Annotated in this window: 13 protein-coding genes; all 13 read left to right on the top strand. The window is 55.8% G+C overall.

From position 1 onward, the window contains the following. A complete protein-coding gene (icmH, locus tag ABJT94_RS01490) occupies positions 1–729 on the top strand; it encodes a type IVB secretion system protein IcmH/DotU (protein WP_348475908.1) in 729 nt (242 codons plus the stop codon). After that, positions 722–4,327, top strand: coding sequence for a type VI secretion system membrane subunit TssM (gene tssM, locus ABJT94_RS01485; protein WP_348475907.1), 3,606 nt, complete (start codon positions 722–724; stop codon positions 4,325–4,327). The genes icmH and tssM overlap by 8 nt, the downstream gene beginning before the upstream one ends. Next, positions 4,327–5,298 carry a type VI secretion system-associated protein TagF gene (gene tagF / locus ABJT94_RS01480; protein ID WP_348475906.1) on the top strand — a complete coding sequence of 324 codons (972 nt, stop codon included), beginning with the start codon at positions 4,327–4,329 and terminating at the stop codon, positions 5,296–5,298. Before tssM ends, tagF begins: the two co-directional genes overlap by 1 nt. Further along, the gene (locus tag ABJT94_RS01475) at positions 5,295–6,818 is read left to right on the top strand and encodes a TssA family type VI secretion system protein (protein ID WP_348475905.1); all 1,524 of its coding nucleotides are present in this window, start codon (positions 5,295–5,297) and stop codon (positions 6,816–6,818) included. Before tagF ends, ABJT94_RS01475 begins: the two co-directional genes overlap by 4 nt. A 69-nt stretch (positions 6,819–6,887) precedes the next feature. Then, positions 6,888–7,418, top strand: coding sequence for a type VI secretion system contractile sheath small subunit (gene tssB, locus ABJT94_RS01470; protein WP_348475904.1), 531 nt, complete (start codon positions 6,888–6,890; stop codon positions 7,416–7,418). 10 nt (positions 7,419–7,428) lie between these two features. Continuing rightward, a complete protein-coding gene (tssC, locus tag ABJT94_RS01465; protein ID WP_127555886.1) occupies positions 7,429–8,949 on the top strand; it encodes a type VI secretion system contractile sheath large subunit in 1,521 nt (506 codons plus the stop codon). A 320-nt stretch (positions 8,950–9,269) separates the two neighbouring features. Continuing rightward, a complete protein-coding gene (locus tag ABJT94_RS01460; RefSeq protein ID WP_127555885.1) occupies positions 9,270–9,755 on the top strand; it encodes an Hcp family type VI secretion system effector in 486 nt (161 codons plus the stop codon). A 116-nt stretch (positions 9,756–9,871) separates the two neighbouring features. Continuing rightward, entirely contained in the window at positions 9,872–10,282 is a 411-nt protein-coding gene (gene tssE / locus ABJT94_RS01455; protein ID WP_348475903.1) for a type VI secretion system baseplate subunit TssE, read from the top strand. A gap of 63 nt (positions 10,283–10,345) precedes the next feature. Next, a complete protein-coding gene (gene tssF, locus ABJT94_RS01450) occupies positions 10,346–12,058 on the top strand; it encodes a type VI secretion system baseplate subunit TssF (protein WP_348475902.1) in 1,713 nt (570 codons plus the stop codon). Then, positions 12,022–13,014: a type VI secretion system baseplate subunit TssG gene (gene tssG / locus ABJT94_RS01445; RefSeq protein WP_348475901.1), complete on the top strand. Its 993-nt coding sequence runs from the start codon at positions 12,022–12,024 to the stop codon at positions 13,012–13,014. Before tssF ends, tssG begins: the two co-directional genes overlap by 37 nt. Before the next feature lie 58 nt (positions 13,015–13,072). Then, positions 13,073–15,859: a type VI secretion system ATPase TssH gene (gene tssH, locus ABJT94_RS01440; protein ID WP_348475900.1), complete on the top strand. Its 2,787-nt coding sequence runs from the start codon at positions 13,073–13,075 to the stop codon at positions 15,857–15,859. Between the two features lie 40 nt (positions 15,860–15,899). Next, positions 15,900–17,951: a type VI secretion system tip protein VgrG gene (vgrG, locus tag ABJT94_RS01435; RefSeq protein WP_348475899.1), complete on the top strand. Its 2,052-nt coding sequence runs from the start codon at positions 15,900–15,902 to the stop codon at positions 17,949–17,951. 61 nt (positions 17,952–18,012) lie between these two features. Then, on the top strand, positions 18,013–18,600 hold a 588-nt coding region (locus ABJT94_RS01430), incomplete at its 3' end, for a contractile injection system protein, VgrG/Pvc8 family (protein WP_348475898.1).

Here is an 18,600-nt window from a genome sequence, read left to right as displayed (position 1 = left end):
ATGGATACCCGGTCTCACGACATGGAAGCGGTTCTGGTAGAAAGCTGTTCCCCCATTTTCAATCTTGTTGAACCCTTGCGTCAGCCGGAACAAGCCGACCTGGTCGAAAGCTCTTTGCGCGCAGATCTGGAGCAGGCGTTTGTCGAGCTGGAGCGTCGAGCGTTTGAACATCAGTGGCCAAGTGCGGTTACCCGTGATGTGCGTTATTGCATGGCCGCCTATGTTGATGAACGGGTCATGTCTTCCCGCTGGCCACATAAGTTCGACTGGATGGTCAAACCCCTCTGCGTGGAATATTTCGGCGACAGCAATGCCGGTGAAGGCTTTTTTGCCCGGCTTGATGAGCTGCGTCGGGGGTTACCTGAACACCGTGCCGTCGCCGAGCTGTATTTCAGTTGCCTTCAGTTTGGGTATCAGGGCAGCTACACGCTTAAGGGGTTCGACCAGTTGCAGGCCTACATATCCACATTTCGCGCTCAGCTGGATGATTTGCGCGGCCCGGTAAACCGTGAACTGGCCGATCAGGCGGTACCGGAGCGTCAGTTGGTTTACCGAATTGGTGGGAATCAGCCTTACTGGGTCATGGCAGCGGTAGGCGGTGCATTGCTGGTGGCTCTCTTTCTTACCTATGGCGGATTGATGAAGTCAGCATTGTCAGGCAGCGCCGACCGACTCTTGCAGTATCAGACAAGCACCCAGGTTGTGAATGGAGGTCAGGTCGATGGCTAGCGCAATGGGACTTCTGTTCCGATTCAAGGATGTATTGTTGTCGCGGGCTTCCGGCGCGGTTGTGGGTCTTGTTGCGGTACTGGTCATCATCTGGTTCGCCGGGCACCACGTTGGGCTGACTTCCTCTCGCCTGAAATTCATCGCCATGGGCGTTGTGGTGGTGGTTTTTCTGCTGATCTGGCTGGTAACAGCCTTGTACAAATGGCGGCGCGGCAGGAAGCTGAGAAAGCAGCTAGACGCCATGAGCGGTGGTTCATCAGACGCCATTCAAAGTAAAATTTCCGATGTTCTGGATGCGCTAAAAGGCTCTCATCTGGGGACCAAATACCGCGGTAACAGCGCACTTTATGCGCTGCCTTGGTATATGGTGATTGGGCCTTCTGCGGCGGGCAAGAGCACTCTGTTTTCGCAGTCCGGGCTGGAATTCCCGTTGAAGGACGACCAGCGGTTTCATGTTCAGGGTATTGGCGGCACCCGCGATTGTGACTGGTGGTTCTCTGACCAGGCGATTCTGATCGATACCGCAGGCCGCTACACCAGCGATGAAGACAACGACGATTGGCTGTCTTTCCTGCGGGTGCTTAAAGCAAACCGTTCCAAGATGCCCATTAACGGCTTGATGCTGGCGCTGCCCCTGGATCAGATATTGACGTCTGAAAAAGCCGATCTCGAACTGCACGTCAAACACCTTAAGAATCGCCTGCATGAACTGATTTCCGAACTGGGTGTCACCTTTCCAATTTACATCGTCATCACCAAGTCCGACTTGTTAAAGGGCTTCGAGGCCTTTTTCAGTGATCTCAGTGAACAGGAAATTAAACAGCCCTGGGGTGTTTACCTGCTGGATGAAACCGAGGACAAATCATCCAATGGCCTGGCGGTACTGCATGACCGGCTAACGCAGTTGTATCACCGGTTGCTGGAGCAACGAACGCAAAAAGTTAACCTGGCTCAAAAGCCCGAAGACAAGGTTGCCATTTATCAGTTTCCGAATCAGTTTTCTGGCGCGACTGAAAAACTGATGGAGCTGTTGTCTCTGCTGTTTAAAGACAACCCCTATCACGAATCTCCCTGGTTCGCAGGCGTCTACTTTACCTCCAGCACCCAGGAAGGCGTTGCGCTGGAGCGCCGCTCCAACGCCTTCAAAAGCGTGTTTGCCAAGGTGGCTTTTGCCGTCAAACGCCAGTCAGAGCTGACTCGAAGCTACTTCATAGACCATTTGTTTACCGAAGTTATTTTCCCGTTACAGAACGCGGTGCGCGGGAATCGCAAGCGGCAACGGTGGAGTCGGGCGGTCAAGGCGGTTTGCTTTATGGTCATTAGTGGCGTTGTTGCGTTAACGGGTATTGGCCTGTTTGGGACCTACACCAGCAACCAAATGCTGATTTCCGGCTACGCATCCAAAGCAGAGCGGTTACTGGAACGCTATCACGATGCCAGCACATCAGACCATGAACGGCTCGATGCACTCGTGGGTTTGCACGAGCATTATCAGCAACTGGAAAAGATGCAGACCTATTCCCCGTTGCAGGTCGTGCGCCGTTACTCGCTGGTGGAATCTCACGCTGAACCCATGCAGCAGTTGTTGCTGACAACACTGACTGAGACCGTTGAAGACCGTATCGTCCCGGAGCTGCACACTCAACTGGAAACCTATTCAGCATCATGGCCAGAGTTGGATCAGGTAACGCGAATTGCCGAGCAGCCAAGTTACTATGAAGCATTGCGCAGTTACCTGATGCTAACCAGCCATACCGATCGTCAGGACCTCGACATTCTGAAAACGTACCTGAGCAAGCTGTGGTACGAAAGCTATGCCGACCATGAGCTGCTGTTGAGCTACCAGCAACGCCAAAGCAGCATGCAGAGTCTGATCGAGCTATACCTCGTCGACGTCTTCAGCCAGATGGATGAGAGCCACGTTAATCCCTGGTCTGGCTCTCAAGACTGGGTGGCCCAGGCACAGGATCGCCTGGTGACCGACGCCGACGCCCAGGTGATATACGACCGTCTGGTTGCTTCCGGCAACAGCCGGTTTGCGTCTACCGGCCTGAATGATGTTCTGGACCCTTCGGTACAGGGGGTTTTAAAAGGAGAGTATCGCGTGCCGGGCGCCTTTTCCCGTACGGCCTGGGAAACCTATATTGCCGATGAAATCGACGCTCTGGCAGAGACAGCTACCCGGGGCGACTGGGTACTGGGGCTGGACAGTGGTACCGACGAGGAAACCGCCGATAGCAGCCAGTGGCGTCAACTGCGTGCGGACGTCCGTGCGCATTATTTTGCCGACTATACCGAGCAATGGTCCCAGTTTGTTCAGTCGGTTACGGTGCCCAGGCCTGCGTCTATGGCCGATGCGGTGCAAGCGATCAAGGCGCTCGGCAGTGATGAAGCACCCTGGACAGCGTTGTTCGACCGGGTTGCCCTGGAGTTACAAATTACCGACCCGGCGGTCAGCAATGGCCAGGCTGCCAGTGCACTGGTGTCTGACTTGACCGGTGATGGCGAAGCAGCAGAACCGGTACCAGTGCCTCTATTGCCTGCGTTCAAGTCGGCTGCAGAACCCTTGCTGGCGGTAGTAATGGCCGAGAACGGCAAGTCGACAAACCCGGCCTGGCCCGCCTACCGGGAACAGATGCTGGCACTGGCTGAGGAAATGGAGTTCATGCTGGCAGCGGCCGACATCGACCGTGAGGCCAAACTTTATTCGAGCGATTTACTGTCTGGCAACGCCAGTGGCAAGCAGCTTTACGCCGCCTGGATTGAAATTAACGCCTTGTTGGATGCGATGCCCGACAGCAGTCGCTCCTGGGTCGAGTCTTCCTTTACCGCACCCATCGAACAGACCTGGTCGGCACTGTTAGCCAGTGCAACACGCTCACTTCAGCAGCAATGGGATAGCCGGGTGTACTCGGTGTATGCCAATAACCTGCAGGGGCGATTCCCGTTTTCCTCGGCTGAAGTAGAAGCCACCCCGCACGATGTCCAGCTGTTGCTTCAGCCGGGCCAGGGTGAATTGTGGTTGTTTGTCAGCGAGGAACTCGAGTCCTATTTGCAACGCAGCAACGGCCAATGGCGCAGCCGTACCTGGCTGGATCGCGGCCTGACGTTTAACCCACAGTTTTTTGACGCACTGGTAGGTGCCGACCGTTTGTCGCGCGGCCTGTTCAAGCCCGGGTCGCCGGAAATGGGTATGGGCTATGCCTTGTATCCGATGCCGGTACCCGGGGTTACCGAAGCCTTGATAGAAGTGAATGGGGCGGGCTACCGGTATCGGAATGAACCGCAGGAATGGCGCGAGTTCAACTGGACGCTGTCGCAGAACAACAGCCAGGCCCGGGTGCTTGCCCGGGCAGGCAATGGCTCTGCACCGGTCAGCTTTGAAGCTAATGGTCAGTGGGCCTTTGTTCGGTTAATTCAGGAAGCGGAGGTGACTCACCTGCGTGGTACCGAGTTCGAATTGCACTGGGAATTTGGCCAGGGTAGCCGGTCGACATCGGTTCGGTTTCGGATGCGGGCCGACCGCGAAGGCAGTGTGCTGAACCCGAGTCTGTTCCGGCAGATGGCACTGCCCCGTTCGCTGTTTCGGGCCGGCTGATGTTTGGGTTCAAGCCAGAAAAACCAGCGGAAACCGTCCGCCCGGATCCGGTGACGCTGGGTTTTCTGGGTAAGTTGCCAGACCGGGCGGACTACGTTCATTCGGCATCGGGCTCAAGAGAAGTTCAAACGCTCGATGCCAGTTTGAAGGATTGGTTGTCTTTGCAGGCCGCACAGCAGGCTGCAGACGCCACCACTGTTCAAACGGAGAGCAGTTCCGGGGTTGGCTTTTTACAGGTAGGAGGGCACGACCGCCAGGGCATGAGTGGTTATGTGTTTCCCAGCGAGGACAGCCATGGCCGGCGTTATCCGTTTTTGTATTTTAGCCGGTGGTCGGATACTGAATTGTACTTTAAGCCGGCGCCGTTATTTTTTGGCAGCTGGATGCAGTTTGGCAAGATCAACGCGGACCTCGCCTGGCCGGATCAACTGCCAGACCTGAGTGTCTTCGACCGGTTCAGGAACGCTTCAGCCAGCGCCGACATGTCGGCCGGAAAACAGTTGATGAAGGCATCGCTGGCGTACTTGTCGGAGATCAGCCTGCAACGCTGGCTCAGTCACCTGGTCGGTGGTGACCCGGTGTTGCAAATACGCCTGCTGGCTGGATGCCGAGACCTGATAGACAACTATCGAAGCCGGCGGCACCGGCCGATGACGGACCTGGAGTTGCCGTTGGGCCCGAAAGATATGGCCCCGGTCAGCCTGGTGTTCTGGTTGCACGTGCTCACGCCAGTGGGTAGCGACAGTTTATGGCGGCCTGATGTGTTGTGGTCTCTGAACCCCGCTGGCGGGAAAGTGTGGATACTGGCCCGCCCGCTGGCAGGCTCACACTGGCAACAGGCCATAAAACCAGCGCCGGGCTCGGATTGGTCGACGACCGGGCAACTGCATAGGCACTGGGCCGAGCAATTGGTTGGCCAAGCCGATGTACGTTTGTTGGATGTGGCAATACGGTGGAGTCAGATGGAATGACAATAGTAATTTCAGGACTGAACAGTTGGGATGCCTGGCTCACCCAATGTCTGGCTCCGTTGCCAGCTGAAGCCGAGGGTTCAGACCCGCGCTATGGCGAACGTTTCAGTTCGCTCAAGGCCGAAGTTGAAAAGAAACAGGATGTTGATTACGAGCGCATCCTGACGCTGTCTACCGACATCCTCAGCCGTGAAGCCAAGGACCTGCGCGTTGCCTCATACTTCATCTTGGGAGCCGGACGAGTGTATGGCCTGGAAGGGCTGGTATGGGGGGTGCGTCTGTTAACCGGGTTGCTGGCGATGGATGCTGAGCAGTGCTACCCGCAAAAGCCGAAAGCACGACTGTCTGCCATAGGCTGGTTACAGCAGCCCCGTATTCTGCATTTTGTGCAAAAGCACGACAGCAAGGCATCTGAAACGTTGTTTGTCGAGGCTAAAGAGAGCTGGGAATCTTTTGCCACGGCGGCCGGTGAGGCTGGCATCGAGGGGTTCGGGTGGCCCGACCTGTTCGACTGGTTGCGTAAGAATCAGCCTAAACCTGCGGCAACGACAACGGCCGCAACCGTGCCTGCGGCAGGCACAAGTTCCGGGTCGGCTGAGGCCAGTCAAACCTTCACTGAAATGCAATCGCCCGATACTGCCGGGTCGGTTCAATCGGAAGCTCAGTTGTTGCAACTCCAAAAGCAGATGTTGGGCTATTTCAGGGAAAAATCCAAACACGGCAGCCGGGCCGCTTTTGCGCGCAGTGTGAAATGGGCCGACTTGTCGTTGCCCCCAAACGAGAATGGCAAAACTCGCATTCCGCCACCGCGTGAGGCCAGCTTAAACAAAGTTACCCACGCCATTGACAGCGAAAATTGGGCCATGGCATTTGAAGCTGCAGAAGATGCCTTTCTGGAACCCGGCGGCCTTTTTTGCATGGAGCTGCAGCGCTTGTCTGCGCTGGCTGCGCAAAAAGCCGGGTTTCGCAGCGCTCGCTCGGTTATTGAGTTTCAGGTTCGCGAATTAATGGAACGCTTGCCCAAGCTCAGACAATTGAGCTACGAAAATGGCGAGCCCTTTGCCGGGGGCGCAGCGCTGGCCTGGATTGAGCAGATCACAGCAGCAAGTTCGAATAGCCAGGGTGGGTCGTCAGACGTGGACTTTCTTGGCGAGGCGCGAAAACAGCGTGATGAAGGCTCGCTGGCGACAGCCCTTGCCTGGCTCAGATCTCAACTGACGGGGGAGAACCTTGTTAGCTTGCGCATTCGCCTTGCCCAGGCACAACTTTGCCATGAATCCGCCGAACCAGCTCTGGCCAGTTCGCAACTCGACACCCTGGTTGAAGCCGTCGACGACTTTCATTTGGCAAAGCTGATGCCAGATTTGGCCATGGCCATCTGGCGTCAGGCCTGGCTGGTTACCAAAGACCTGCTTGCCAGTGCCGGGGGTGAGCGGCAGACAGAACTGAACGAGACCCTCGACAGGCTGCACGCCAGAATGTGCGCCACTGATCTGGCTCAGGCGGCAGAGTGGTTCTAATGAAGACCCATTGGATGTTCAACAAGGAGGTAAGGGACAGACCCGCCTCACGACTAAGGAGTACACAGCATGGCTGATAGTTTTCAAAATGAAGTACCCCGTGCGCGGGTCAATATAGCGCTGGACCTCGAGACCGGAGGCGCCAGTGTCAAAAAAGAATTGCCAATGAAGCTGCTGGTAATGGGCGACTTCAGCAATGGCAAGGGTGAAGGTGATGTGAGCGAGCGCGAACGCGTCAACATTACTTCGTCTAACCTGGAGCAAGTGATGTCTGATCTGGCGCCGGAGATGAAGTACTCGGTGCCGAACCGCATTAAGGACGACGGCAGTGAAATCAACGTATCCCTCACCGCAAAATCGTTCAAGTCGTTCCACCCGGAAACGGTTGCCGCTGAGATTCCCGAGCTGAGCCAGTTGATGTCGATGCGCAATTTGTTGAAGGACCTCAAGTCCAACTTGCTCGACAACAGTTCTTTCCGCAAGGAAGTTGAGCGCATTCTGAACTCACAGCCGGATTTGACCTCCCTGAAAGATGAATTGAAGTCCCTGATTGCCGAGCAACAGGCAGAGACCGCTGACGCGGACGACGCCAAGGAATAAGGAGCAGCACATGACTGTACAGGACAGCACCACTCAAACCGCAGAAACGGTTCAGGAAGACGGCAGCATCTACAGCCGGCTTTGCAGTCTGGTTGACATGAAACCCGTCGACCAGCCGATTGATATCAATCTGTTTCAGGATTCGAAAGGCATGGCCGACGTTGCCTCGAATCAGCGCATTACCGCCGCACTCAAAGTGTTTTTTGAAATAGCGCTGGAAGCGGGCGAACAGATTGAGCGCATTGACAAGAACCTGCTTGATCAGTACATCGCAAAGATCGATGAAACCATCTCCAGTCAGCTCGATGAAGTGCTGCACCACGCCACCTTCCAAAAGGTAGAGTCAACCTGGCGCGGCCTCAAGTTCCTGACAGATAGAACCGATTTCAAAAGCAACACCCGCATCGAGCTGCTCGATTGCGACAAGGAAACCCTGCGCGAAGATTTCGAAGAGGCACCGGATACAACCCAGTCCGGCTTCTTCAATCATATCTACACCCAGGAGTACGATACGCCCGGGGGTGAGCCCATTTCAGCCGTCGTGGCCAACTTCGAGTTTGACCGTTCAGCACCGGATGTCGAGCTTCTGACCGAAGTTTCCAAAGTGGCCAGTGCGGCACATTGCCCGTTTATCAGCGCCATTGGTCCGCAGTTTTTCGGCAAAGACAGCGTCGAGGAAATACCTAAAATCCAGGATGTTTCCAGCTACATGGACAGGGCAGAATACATTCGCTGGAAAGGGTTCCGGGAAACTGAAGACTCGCGTTATGTCGGTATGGTTTTCCCCCGCTTCCTGCTGCGCCTGCCTTATGGCGAGGAAAACCCGGTCCGTACCTTTAATTACAACGAAGGTGTTTCGGGTGAACAGCATGACCGGTACTGCTGGGGCAACTCGGCTTTTGCGTTCGCTTCCAACATGGTGCGCAGCTTTAAGAAGCACGGCTGGACTGTCAACATCCGTGGCCCCGAAGCGGGTGGCAAGCTGGAAGGGCTGCCCATCCACTTCTATGAGTCCGGTCGCGGTACCGAATCGAAGATTCCGACCGAAGTGCTGATTTCTGAAACCAAAGAGCTGGAATTCGCCGACCATGGTTTCATTCCACTCAGCTACTACAAAAACAGCGATTACGCCTGTTTCTTCTCGGCAAACTCGACCCAAAAACCGGTTGAGTACGATACACCGGAGGCGACGGCGAACTCGCGGATTAACTCCCGGTTGCCTTACATCTTCCTGGTGTCGCGTATTGCCCAGTACCTCAAGGTGCTGCAGCGGGAAAGCATTGGCTCACTCAAGTCCCGCCAGGACCTTGAGAACGAACTGAACGCCTGGTTGCAGAAGATGGTGACCAAGATGAACAACCCAGAACCGGAACTTGCGGCCACTCACCCACTGAAAGACGGCATGGTGACGGTTAAAGAAGCGGCCGATAATCCCGGTTACTACACCGTCAACATGTATGTTCAACCCCACTTTCAGGTTGAAGGTGTCGATGTTCGATTATCACTGGTTTCGCAGATGCCTGAATTGTGATGAACCTAACGGGTTGAAACTGTGAACCCGGTACAATTCGAAGCGTGTCAATCAGTAAAAACAGTCGGTCAAGACAAGGTTGTCTTGCCAGGCTGTCATTCTTCAGCTAGCGGCTTATCGATTCCCCGGGGCCGCTCTGAAGAATGGTTTTCAAAGAGCACAGGGATGGAGGCTTTTGCCTGCAAGGTGTTTAGGCACCGTCCCCCTGAATTCTCCAGCAGCGGGCACCGGCTTTGGTCGGTGTGGGAGAATCGTTGCGCGTCGCGCAATGTCCGTACATCCCTATATTGATAGGATTTTTAGTTAAAAGGAGATTATGCATGGCAATTCCTGCCTACATGTGGCTGAAAGACGATCAGGGTAACGACATTCAGGGTTCGGTTAATGTTTCTGGCCGTGAAGGGTCCATTGAAGTACTGGCCTTCGATCACCAGTTGCGCATCCCAACGGATGACGACACCGGTGAACTGACAGGAACGCGCAAGCACGAGCCTTTTGTCATTACTAAGGCTTATGATGCGGCCACTCCCTACCTGTACAAAGCGTGCAGCAACGGTCAGACCCTGCAAAGCCTGACGCTGAGCTGGTACAAGATTGACGAGACCGGTACTGAAGTTGAGTATTTCCGTCATACGCTGGAAGGTGTAAAAATGACGTCCGTCAGTCCTACCATGGCTAACGTCAAGGATCTGGACAAAGAGCGTTACCCGCACCTGGAACAGGTTGCGATTCGCTACCAGAAAATCACCTGGACGTACCTCGATGGTAACATCGAATTCTCTGATTCGTGGGTTGAAGGCCGGTAATACCGACCTCTCAATGCGCTTGCCTGGCAACTAGATGCCAGGCGACGAATTAGCAACAGGGCATGCCAGGCATGCCCTGATTTTGTCCGTTTTAAGAAATAAGCAGGTGGTATTGAATGTTCACCCTCTACGAAACACTGCACGGCAAACACCTGAACGGTCAGCCTTTGGCTGAGTACCCGGGTAAAGACGAGCGGCTGGCGAGCATTCACGACCATCTTGTGCGTTTATTGAATGCGCGCCAGGGTGTTCTCAGTCATCTACCCGACTATGGGTTGCCAGATCTGAATTTGTTCTATCAGGATCTTCCCTATTCAGAAGCCGACATGGCTGTTTCAGTAAAAAGCATCATTGAAAAATACGAGCCTCGTTTGCGTCAGGTTCAGGTTTCTCCCTTACCTCGGGATATTCAGTTTGCAGTCGTCAGAATGGAGATCAGCGGCTGGGTCGTGGGTGGTAACCGGGTACGGTTCAAAACCTATTTCAAGAGCACCGGAGAAGCCGAGGTGCTGCAAGCCATCGGCTGAACATAAGCCAGAACGTTTCGGTTGTGAAGAACGCAAGGGAAGCCAGCATATGAGTAGGATGTCATGAAAGAGTACTTCGAAGCAGAAATGCGATTGCTTCAGGACGCAGCCCAGGAGTTTGCGGAAGCATACCCGGAGCAAGCGGCCATGCTCAATCTGAAAGCCGTAAAAGACCGCGACCCCTATGTTGAGCGGTTGCTGGAGGGTATGGCGTTTCTGACCGCACAGATCCGTGAGCGCATTGACGATGGCGTACCGGAACTGAGCGAGAACCTGCTCGACCAGTTGAACCCGTCGCTGTGCCGCCCTTTTCCCTCTCATACTCTGGTGCAAGTCACGCCCGAACCACAATGCAAGCAAACCCATACACTGGGCCGGGGTACTCGGGTGTTTGCCCGAAACATTGGCCCGGAGTCGGTAACCTGCGAATACACCACCACCGCGCCGGTGACTGTGCAGCCAATAGAAATAGAGAGCGTCTCGGTTCTAGACCGGGTAGGTGGGGGCACCCAATTACGACTAACCCTGCGCAAGCAAAGCGTGTTCGACTGGGCTGATCTGAATTTTACCAACCTGCCGTTGCACCTGCATTGCGATCGCGCATTGGCCTACGCACTGTATGAAGTATGCCTGCATGCCGATACCCGGGTTCAGCTGTCTCTGGATACGCAGCCAGTAGCGTCCAACAGTGTCATGACCCCGGGCATGATGGACCCTGAAGACTGTCTGTTGCCCTCGTTTGGTAAAGGCCATGTGGCCTTCAGTATTCTGCACGACTATTTCAATGCCCGGGAAAAATACCTCTTTCTCAATCTGGGTGGTTTCAACAGTGCTGACTGGCCAGCAGAAGGGCGCCTGCTGACTGTGTTGATAGACTCGCCTGTCACCTTACCGGCAGGTCACCATGTACAGCGCGAAACCTTTGCACTGAACTCGGTTCCGGCTATTAGCTTGTTTGCCAGCGAAGCAGAACCGGTGCGGTTGACGGGTCTCGTGCCCGACTACCCACTCAAGGTTGACCACAGTTTTCGCGATTGCGCAAATATTTACTGCATTCAATCGGTATCCGGTCGTAACCCGAGAACCGGTCAGGTTCGTAATTTCCGGCCCCTTCAGGAGTTGCGGTACCGACATCGGGATGAACCTACTTACGCCACTCACACGCGAAAGTCGGGCGCTGGAAGACGGCGTACGTTTGTATCTGTTACTGGAGTGAAGCCGGGTGCTGAAGAGGTGCTGTCAGTGGATGTGCTCGCCAGCAATGAAAACTACCCGCGCCAGTACCTTGACCTGCACAAACTCAATGGTCTTCATCATGAGGCCTCGAAAGACTTGAAGGTAACCAACATCAGCCGGCCTTCAACAATGCTTACGCCACCGTCTATGCACGATTTCCAGTGGCAGCTGATTTCGATGATGTCGCTGAACCTGTCGAAGCTCAGTGATGCCGAGCATCTGAAAACCTTATTGAGCCTCTTTGACTGGAGCGACCAGGTAGAAAACCAGAACCGCATTCTCGCGATAGAAGGCGTATCAACCCGGGTCGAGCACCGTATTCGTCAGGGTATTCTGTTTCAGGGGCTGACGATTCAGCTGGAGGTGCATGAGTCCGGATTCAGCTCGCGTTCGGATCTGTACATGTTTGGAACCGTGCTGCACCAGTTCTTTGCGAATTTTGCCAATATGACCGAGTACGTAGAGACGCGACTGGTGTCTTTGCCAACCTATAAGGAGTGGGCATGGAACCCAACCATGGGCCAACGGGCAACGCTGTAAATACGCTCGTAGAGCAGGCTACCCGCTTCCACTTCCATCAGTTGGTGGAGGCAGTATTGGCGGCCCGGGGCGAGTCGGCCGCAGTTGCCCGTCCGGATTGGTTGCGGTTGCGTCCGTCAGACTGGCTTTCCTTCCCCGCTTCGGATGTGCGCCGCGTCAGCCGTCTGCCCGGCAATGGTGTAGAGATTGAAACAACCTTTTTTGGTTTTTACGGCGTCGATGCGCCGTTGCCCCAGTACTTCCTGGAAGATGTGACCCATCAGGATGATGCAGGGCAGAGAATTCAGGCGTTTCTGGATGTGTTCAATAACCAGGCTTACTGGCTGCTGCATCAGGGGTGGCGCAAGTTTGAATTGCTACAGCAAGTCGGCGATCAGAATCTCTTGCAGCGCACCAGTAGTGCTCTGTTGGGTGGTTATCATCGCCGGCATCAACTGTCTTCCGGGCTGCCGGGTGCGCTAGCGGCCAAGTGCCGCAGTGCCGCCGGGGTTGAGTCGGTATTGCAAGCGGCTTTGTCGCTGCCGGAACTCGATATCGATACCCAGGTACTGACGCAAGTACGCGTTGACCAGGTGATGTCGCTCGATGGCAGTCAGGCTCTGGGTCGGGACACTCTGCTTGGGCAAACCATGAGTGTTATGGGCCGGCATGTTCGGGTACAGACCGGTGAAGTCAATGCCGAGCAAGGCGCTGCCCTAAACCCGGGCGGTGAGCTCGGCCAACGCCTGAATGATCTGCTCGATCAATATTTGCCCTCAGGCGTTGGTTACGATGTGCACATTCGGCTTCCTGCCAGTGAGCGGTTACCCATGCAGCTGGGGACTTCTACCGTGCGGCTTGGTCAAGCCCTGGTAATGGGAGAGGCCGTCAGTACCGATTGCACGCTGGTATTCACCAGCCAGCAATACAAGCAAGCCAGTGTGGAACCATCCAACCCATTATCAAAAGTGGCCTAATGGCCCGTTAGTCATTAATTGAATCTTCGAGATCGAATGCAGGTAGGGAGAACATCGCATGGACAATCGAACACTACGAGTACTGGTCGACAAGCTAACCCCTCATTGTGGCCTGGCGCTGGAAGCCGCCGCAGGCTTTGCCGCCAGTCGGGGTCACCGGGAAATTCGCCCCGAGCATTTTTTGCTCAAGTTACTTGAGGAAGGTCAGCGGGGACACCTCGATGTTATCCTGTCGGTTTTCAATGTTGATCAGGATACGCTCTGGCATAACGTCATTGAACATCTCAATAGCCTGCGCACGCATCACGAAGGCAAGCCAGCCTTGTCGTTGGCCTTGTTTGAAGTGCTCGAGAAAGCCTTCGTACTGAGCAGTTTACATTACACGCCGGAATCCATCGACTCGGCTGGCATATTGGAAGCCTTTGCCCAACTGTCCGGGCTGTGGGAGCACGATCAGTGCTATGCGCCGCTGGAGTCCATTTCGTTTGATGCCGTGCATCAGAATTTTGCTGAGCTGGCGCGTGAGTCCAGTGAATCGTCAACGGGGTTTGGTGCTGGCGCAACCGGGGCCAGCCGAGCCACAGCACCGGGCAGTGCAGGCGGACCTTCAGCGCTCGATCAATTCACCGAAGACCTGACCGAGAAAGCACGGGCAGGGGGGATGGACCCGATCAGCGGCCGCCACGAAGAAATTCGCATGGCGATCGATATTCTGTGCCGTCGCCGTAAGAACAACCCTATCCTGGTGGGTGAGCCGGGCGTTGGTAAAACCGCCATCGTTGAAGGGCTGGCGCAACGCGTTGTCGCCGGTGAGGTGCCCGAGCACCTGATCGGTATTCGTATTTGTGTGCTCGACCTGGGCTTGCTTCAAGCCGGGGCGGGTGTAAAAGGCGAGTTTGAACGAAGACTGAAAGCCGTTATTGAAGAAGTAAGAGATGCCGAATCACCGGTCATGCTGTTTATTGATGAAGCCCATACGCTGATTGGCGCGGGTGGCGAAGCCGGCATGAGCGACGCAGCCAACCTGTTGAAACCGGCGCTGGCCAGAGGTGAACTGCGCACCATAGCGGCAACGACCTGGAGTGAGTACAAACAGTACTTCGAGCGCGACCCGGCACTGGAGCGTCGCTTTCAGATGGTAAAAGTAGAAGAGCCGACACTGGAAGCTGCCATGCACATGCTGTCTGGCTTGAAGCAGCGCTATCAGGACCATCATGGCGTTCAGATTACCGACGAAGCCATTGCTGCTGCCGTTACTCTTTCAGACCGCTATATCACAGGGCGGTTCCTGCCCGATAAAGCCATCGACCTGATCGACACGGCGAGCGCTCGCGTCACCATGAGCCAAAGCCTGAAACCCCAGCAGCTGGAAGGGTTGCAGTCGCGCATCGGGTATCTTGAAGATCGGCTTCGCGCACTGGATGCAGAGCAACGCCAGGGGCTAGTCGTGAACTCAGACGTGCTGGAGCAATTGAAATCCGAGCTTGCCAATTCCCTGGAACAGGCAAGCGAGGCAGAACAGGACTGGGCCGTTCAGTCCGAGCTGGTCCGGCATATTCAGTCGGCCGGTCATGCCTTGCGCGGTGCTGAAAAAGAAGATGATGTCGGTGTCTTGCTTGAACAGAGCCGGGTGCATCGCGAAACCCTGGCCCAACTGCAACAGGGCCGGCCGCTGGTTCAACCCGAAGTGAATGGCACCGCCATTGCCGATGTCATCGCTGACTGGACCGGCATACCGGTGGGCAGCATGGTGAACGATGAGCTGCATGCGTTGTTGAACTTTGAAAGAGCACTGGGCCAGCACCTTGTCGGACAGGACGGTGCACTGGCCGTCATCGGTCAGGCCCTGCGATCCAGCAAGGCAGGCCTGAGTTCAGGGCAGGGGCCTCAGGGTGTATTCCTGCTGGCGGGCCCCAGTGGTGTCGGTAAAACCGAAACTGCCCGGCAAATCGCGGCCCACTTGTTCGGTAGTGACCGCTCACTGATCACCATCAACATGAGCGAATACCAGGAAGCCCACACCGTATCCCAGTTGAAGGGCTCACCTCCGGGTTATGTTGGCTATGGCAAGGGCGGTGTGTTGAGCGAAGCCGTCCGACAGAAGCCGTATTCCGTTGTGCTGCTGGATGAAGTCGAAAAAGCTCACGTCGATGTAATGAACCTGTTTTACCAGGTGTTTGACCGCGGTTTCATGCGCGATGGCGAAGGCCGGGAAATCGACTTTAAAAATACCATTGTACTGATGACCTCCAACCTTGGGGCCGACGACATTCAATGGCGTTGTACGGCCGCACTGGAAAGCCCGGAAGAACCGCCCGCTAACAGCGAGGAACGCTCTGCCGGGGAAATGGCAGAAGAGCAGGAGCCAGATGCAGCTTCTGTTCAACCAGAATCAGCAGAGCCGGTGGTGATGCCACCCCCAACCGTTCAGGAGCTGGCCACACTGGTGCAACCAGCCATCACCGCACACTTTGCCCCAGCCTTGGTGGCCCGAATGCAAATTGTGCCCTTTGCCGCGCTCGATGAAGCCGCACTGGCGGGCATTATTCAGCAACGGCTCGACCAACTGGCCGAGCGCTTGCAAACTGAATACCGCATTGAACTCAGATGTGACCGGCAAGCCATGGACCGGCTGGTTTCCATGTGTCGCGTCAGTGACTCCGGCGCACGGCTGGTCAACCGCGTTATAGACCAGCAACTGATGCCGGGCATTGCCAACCAGTTGCTGCACTACCTTGCTGAGGGTGATTTGCCCGACATCCTGCAACTGGATTTGGATGAGCAGCAACAGCTTAGCTTCATCTTTCTCGATCGCCAACCCGATGCTGAATTGAAGAGCGCCTGAGCTTATTTGTCAGCGCCTGGATATTACCAAGGAGAGACACATGACATTGTCCATTGCCGGAATCAATCGGGCCATGCGATCAGTTGGGCTGGCCGATGAAAGCCAGTTCTTCTTCAAGCTGGCCGACCTGCCCGACGATACCTGTCTGGTAGAGTCGATGCAGATAGAGCATTGGAGCCTGCACCAGGACTACCGCATTCAGGTTAAGGTGCTGTTGCGACACCGCATCGCAAGCGATGAGCTGGTGGGTGAGCATGCAACGCTGTCGATCATGTCGGCCAGCGGCCTGATTCCCTTGCACGGCCTGATCATCGATACCGCCAATGCCGATGGCAACGGCGACTACAGCGGGTTGAACATCACTCTGGCGTCAGTACTTTCCCCACTGAAACGGTCTCAGCATAACCGGGTTTTTGTTGATCGCAGTGCGCTCAGCGTAGCGCGTGACATTCTGGAAGAGCGCCTGGGTGCCTGGTCTACCGTTGATGTTTTGAGTGAGCGTGATGAGCCCCGGGCGATGATGATTCAGTACGAAGAATCCGATTTCGACTTCGTTACTCGCATTCTGGCCCGGGAAGGGATCTTTATTCATCTGTCGCCTGGCGACAATGAAACCACCATTCAGCTGGCGGATGACATTACCCGCTTGCCGCATGCCGAGACCGACATCACCCTGCGTTTCGCCGCCAATGCCGGTGCCGCCAAGGATGACGAGCACGTCAGCGCGGTGAGCCGGATCTTCCGTCAGTCACCCGCCAATGTCGTACTGTCGGACACCGACCCCTGGGGCACCACAGACCTGAGTGCAGCGGTAACAGTGCCGGTCGCCACAGCGCAGGGAGAGGCCCACCACTGGGCACCCAATGAAATGGACGCTGAACGGTTACAGGCGCTGGCCGAACGCATGGCCGCCGTGCATACCTGGCAGGCGGAAACACTGTGCCTGCATACCACGGTGAGAGCGGTGCAGCCAGGCATGTTGCTGGAGCTGGTAGACCACGCCACCGACAGTGGGCGCTACCGCATACTGGGTGTTGATCAGAGCGGGTCACAGCGTGCGGCCGCCGGTAATGGACTGGGCGGTAAAGACAACGGCTACCTCTGCAAGCTGACGGTCATTCCGGTGGCCATTCCCTACGTACCTGACTATCAGCGTCGCGCACCGGTATTTACCAGCTTCACCGGTTGCATCGAAGAAGAAGTGGATGACCGTGGCATGTACCGGGTGCGTTTACCGTTCGACCAGCGCGGCGAAGCTGACGGTCCAGCCAGCCCTCCTACCCGGTTAATGCAAACCTTGGGCGGCGAAGATCACGGTATGCATTTTCCGTTAGCCAGGGGTACCGAAGTTAATATCAACTTTGAAAACGGAGATTTGGATCGGCCCCTCATTGTCGGTGCGCTCTATAACCGAAATGCGGTCAATCCGGTTACCGATGCCAACGCCCGACAGAACCTGATTCAAACGCGCTCCGGGCATCGTTTTCTGCTGGATGACACGCCGCAACAGGAACGCATCGAACTGGCTACGCCGGAAGCCAAAAACCACCTGACATTGAACGCCGAGAAAGATAACCACAAGGTTACATTTGAAACCCTTGAAGGTGATGCCTATCTGTTCGCGGGCAAATCGATGACGCTGGAGTCCGGTACCGATCAAATCACAACCGTTGGCGCCAACCACAATGTTCATGTGAAAGGCGACCAGTCCTTACAAACCCAGGAAGGCAGTATCCGGGTTGAATCGGCTAAAGACATTGAGTACAGCGCAACGGGCTCGATTCGCTGGCAGTCCAGTGAGGGCGACATCAATCTCACCAGTGGTGCTGGCATGCACTGGCAAGTAGGGGATGGCCTGTCGGAGCAAGTCGATGCCGGTAATTACCAGATTCAGGTCCAGGACGGCAGTTTGACTGTAGAAGCCGCCCGGGATATTACCCTGAACGGCGTGGGTTCCGGGGCGATTACCCTGAAGCAAAGCGACGGCACGCTGCAAATAGACAGCAGCGGTAACCTGACACTGGCGGGACCAGCGGTAGAAATAACAGCAGACGCCATTGCGATTAAAGGCGGTACGGTCAGCAACAATTAACGTGACCAAAGGAGGTGGCGGGTGACTCGTACAAAACGCTGAATTTAGAAGGATACTGAACATGGCAACACAACAGACGACAGGCCATTTGCACCTGGCCGGGTACCGCTTGCCCATCCTGGCCCTGACCGGGCGCGAAGCGCTCAACCGGCCCTGTTACCTCACAGTCACCTGCCCAACACCGCTGCCACTGCCGGGGACCGAGCTGTTGAATCTGCCCGCTTCGGTCGAACTGCAATTGATCGACGGGCGCAGCCGCTGGTTTCATCTGCAAGTGCAGCAACTGGAACTGATTTCAGATGGCAACGACCGCGCCGAACTCCGCCTGGCCAGCAAACTGCACCAGGGCACCCTGCAACCGCGCACCCGCCTGATGATGGACCAGACCCGGGAACAGGTGCTGAAACACCTGCTCGCCAGCATGGGCTATCAGCCCCAGGAGCTCGACCTAATCCTTGAGCCCGGTCCGGCCCCCGATGGCCCCTTCCTGCAAGCCCAGGAGACCAACCTACAGTGTCTGCAACGGCTGCTGGCCGAGATCGGTGCTAACTACTGGTTTGAGCACCCACCGGGGCAAGACCACGAGACCCTGGTGATCCGCAACAACCCGGACATCACCCCCTATCTGCCCCACATCGAATGGGCCAGC

The organism is Saccharospirillum sp., assembly GCF_039982735.1.
GTDB lineage: Bacteria > Pseudomonadota > Gammaproteobacteria > Pseudomonadales > Natronospirillaceae > Saccharospirillum.
Note: the sequence above shows the minus strand (reverse complement) of the source record. Positions and strands in the feature narration are given on the sequence as shown.

What these genes read in the sequence shown, in the direction of transcription:
- icmH (WP_348475908.1), top strand. Translation starts at nt 1, where the DNA reads ATGGATACCCGGTCTCACGACATGGAAGCGGTTCTGGTAGAAAGCTGT.
- tssM (WP_348475907.1), top strand. Translation starts at nt 722, where the DNA reads ATGGCTAGCGCAATGGGACTTCTGTTCCGATTCAAGGATGTATTGTTG.
- tagF (WP_348475906.1), top strand. Translation starts at nt 4,327, where the DNA reads ATGTTTGGGTTCAAGCCAGAAAAACCAGCGGAAACCGTCCGCCCGGAT.
- ABJT94_RS01475 (WP_348475905.1), top strand. Translation starts at nt 5,295, where the DNA reads ATGACAATAGTAATTTCAGGACTGAACAGTTGGGATGCCTGGCTCACC.
- tssB (WP_348475904.1), top strand. Translation starts at nt 6,888, where the DNA reads ATGGCTGATAGTTTTCAAAATGAAGTACCCCGTGCGCGGGTCAATATA.
- tssC (WP_127555886.1), top strand. Translation starts at nt 7,429, where the DNA reads ATGACTGTACAGGACAGCACCACTCAAACCGCAGAAACGGTTCAGGAA.
- ABJT94_RS01460 (WP_127555885.1), top strand. Translation starts at nt 9,270, where the DNA reads ATGGCAATTCCTGCCTACATGTGGCTGAAAGACGATCAGGGTAACGAC.
- tssE (WP_348475903.1), top strand. Translation starts at nt 9,872, where the DNA reads ATGTTCACCCTCTACGAAACACTGCACGGCAAACACCTGAACGGTCAG.
- tssF (WP_348475902.1), top strand. Translation starts at nt 10,346, where the DNA reads ATGAAAGAGTACTTCGAAGCAGAAATGCGATTGCTTCAGGACGCAGCC.
- tssG (WP_348475901.1), top strand. Translation starts at nt 12,022, where the DNA reads ATGGAACCCAACCATGGGCCAACGGGCAACGCTGTAAATACGCTCGTA.
- tssH (WP_348475900.1), top strand. Translation starts at nt 13,073, where the DNA reads ATGGACAATCGAACACTACGAGTACTGGTCGACAAGCTAACCCCTCAT.
- vgrG (WP_348475899.1), top strand. Translation starts at nt 15,900, where the DNA reads ATGACATTGTCCATTGCCGGAATCAATCGGGCCATGCGATCAGTTGGG.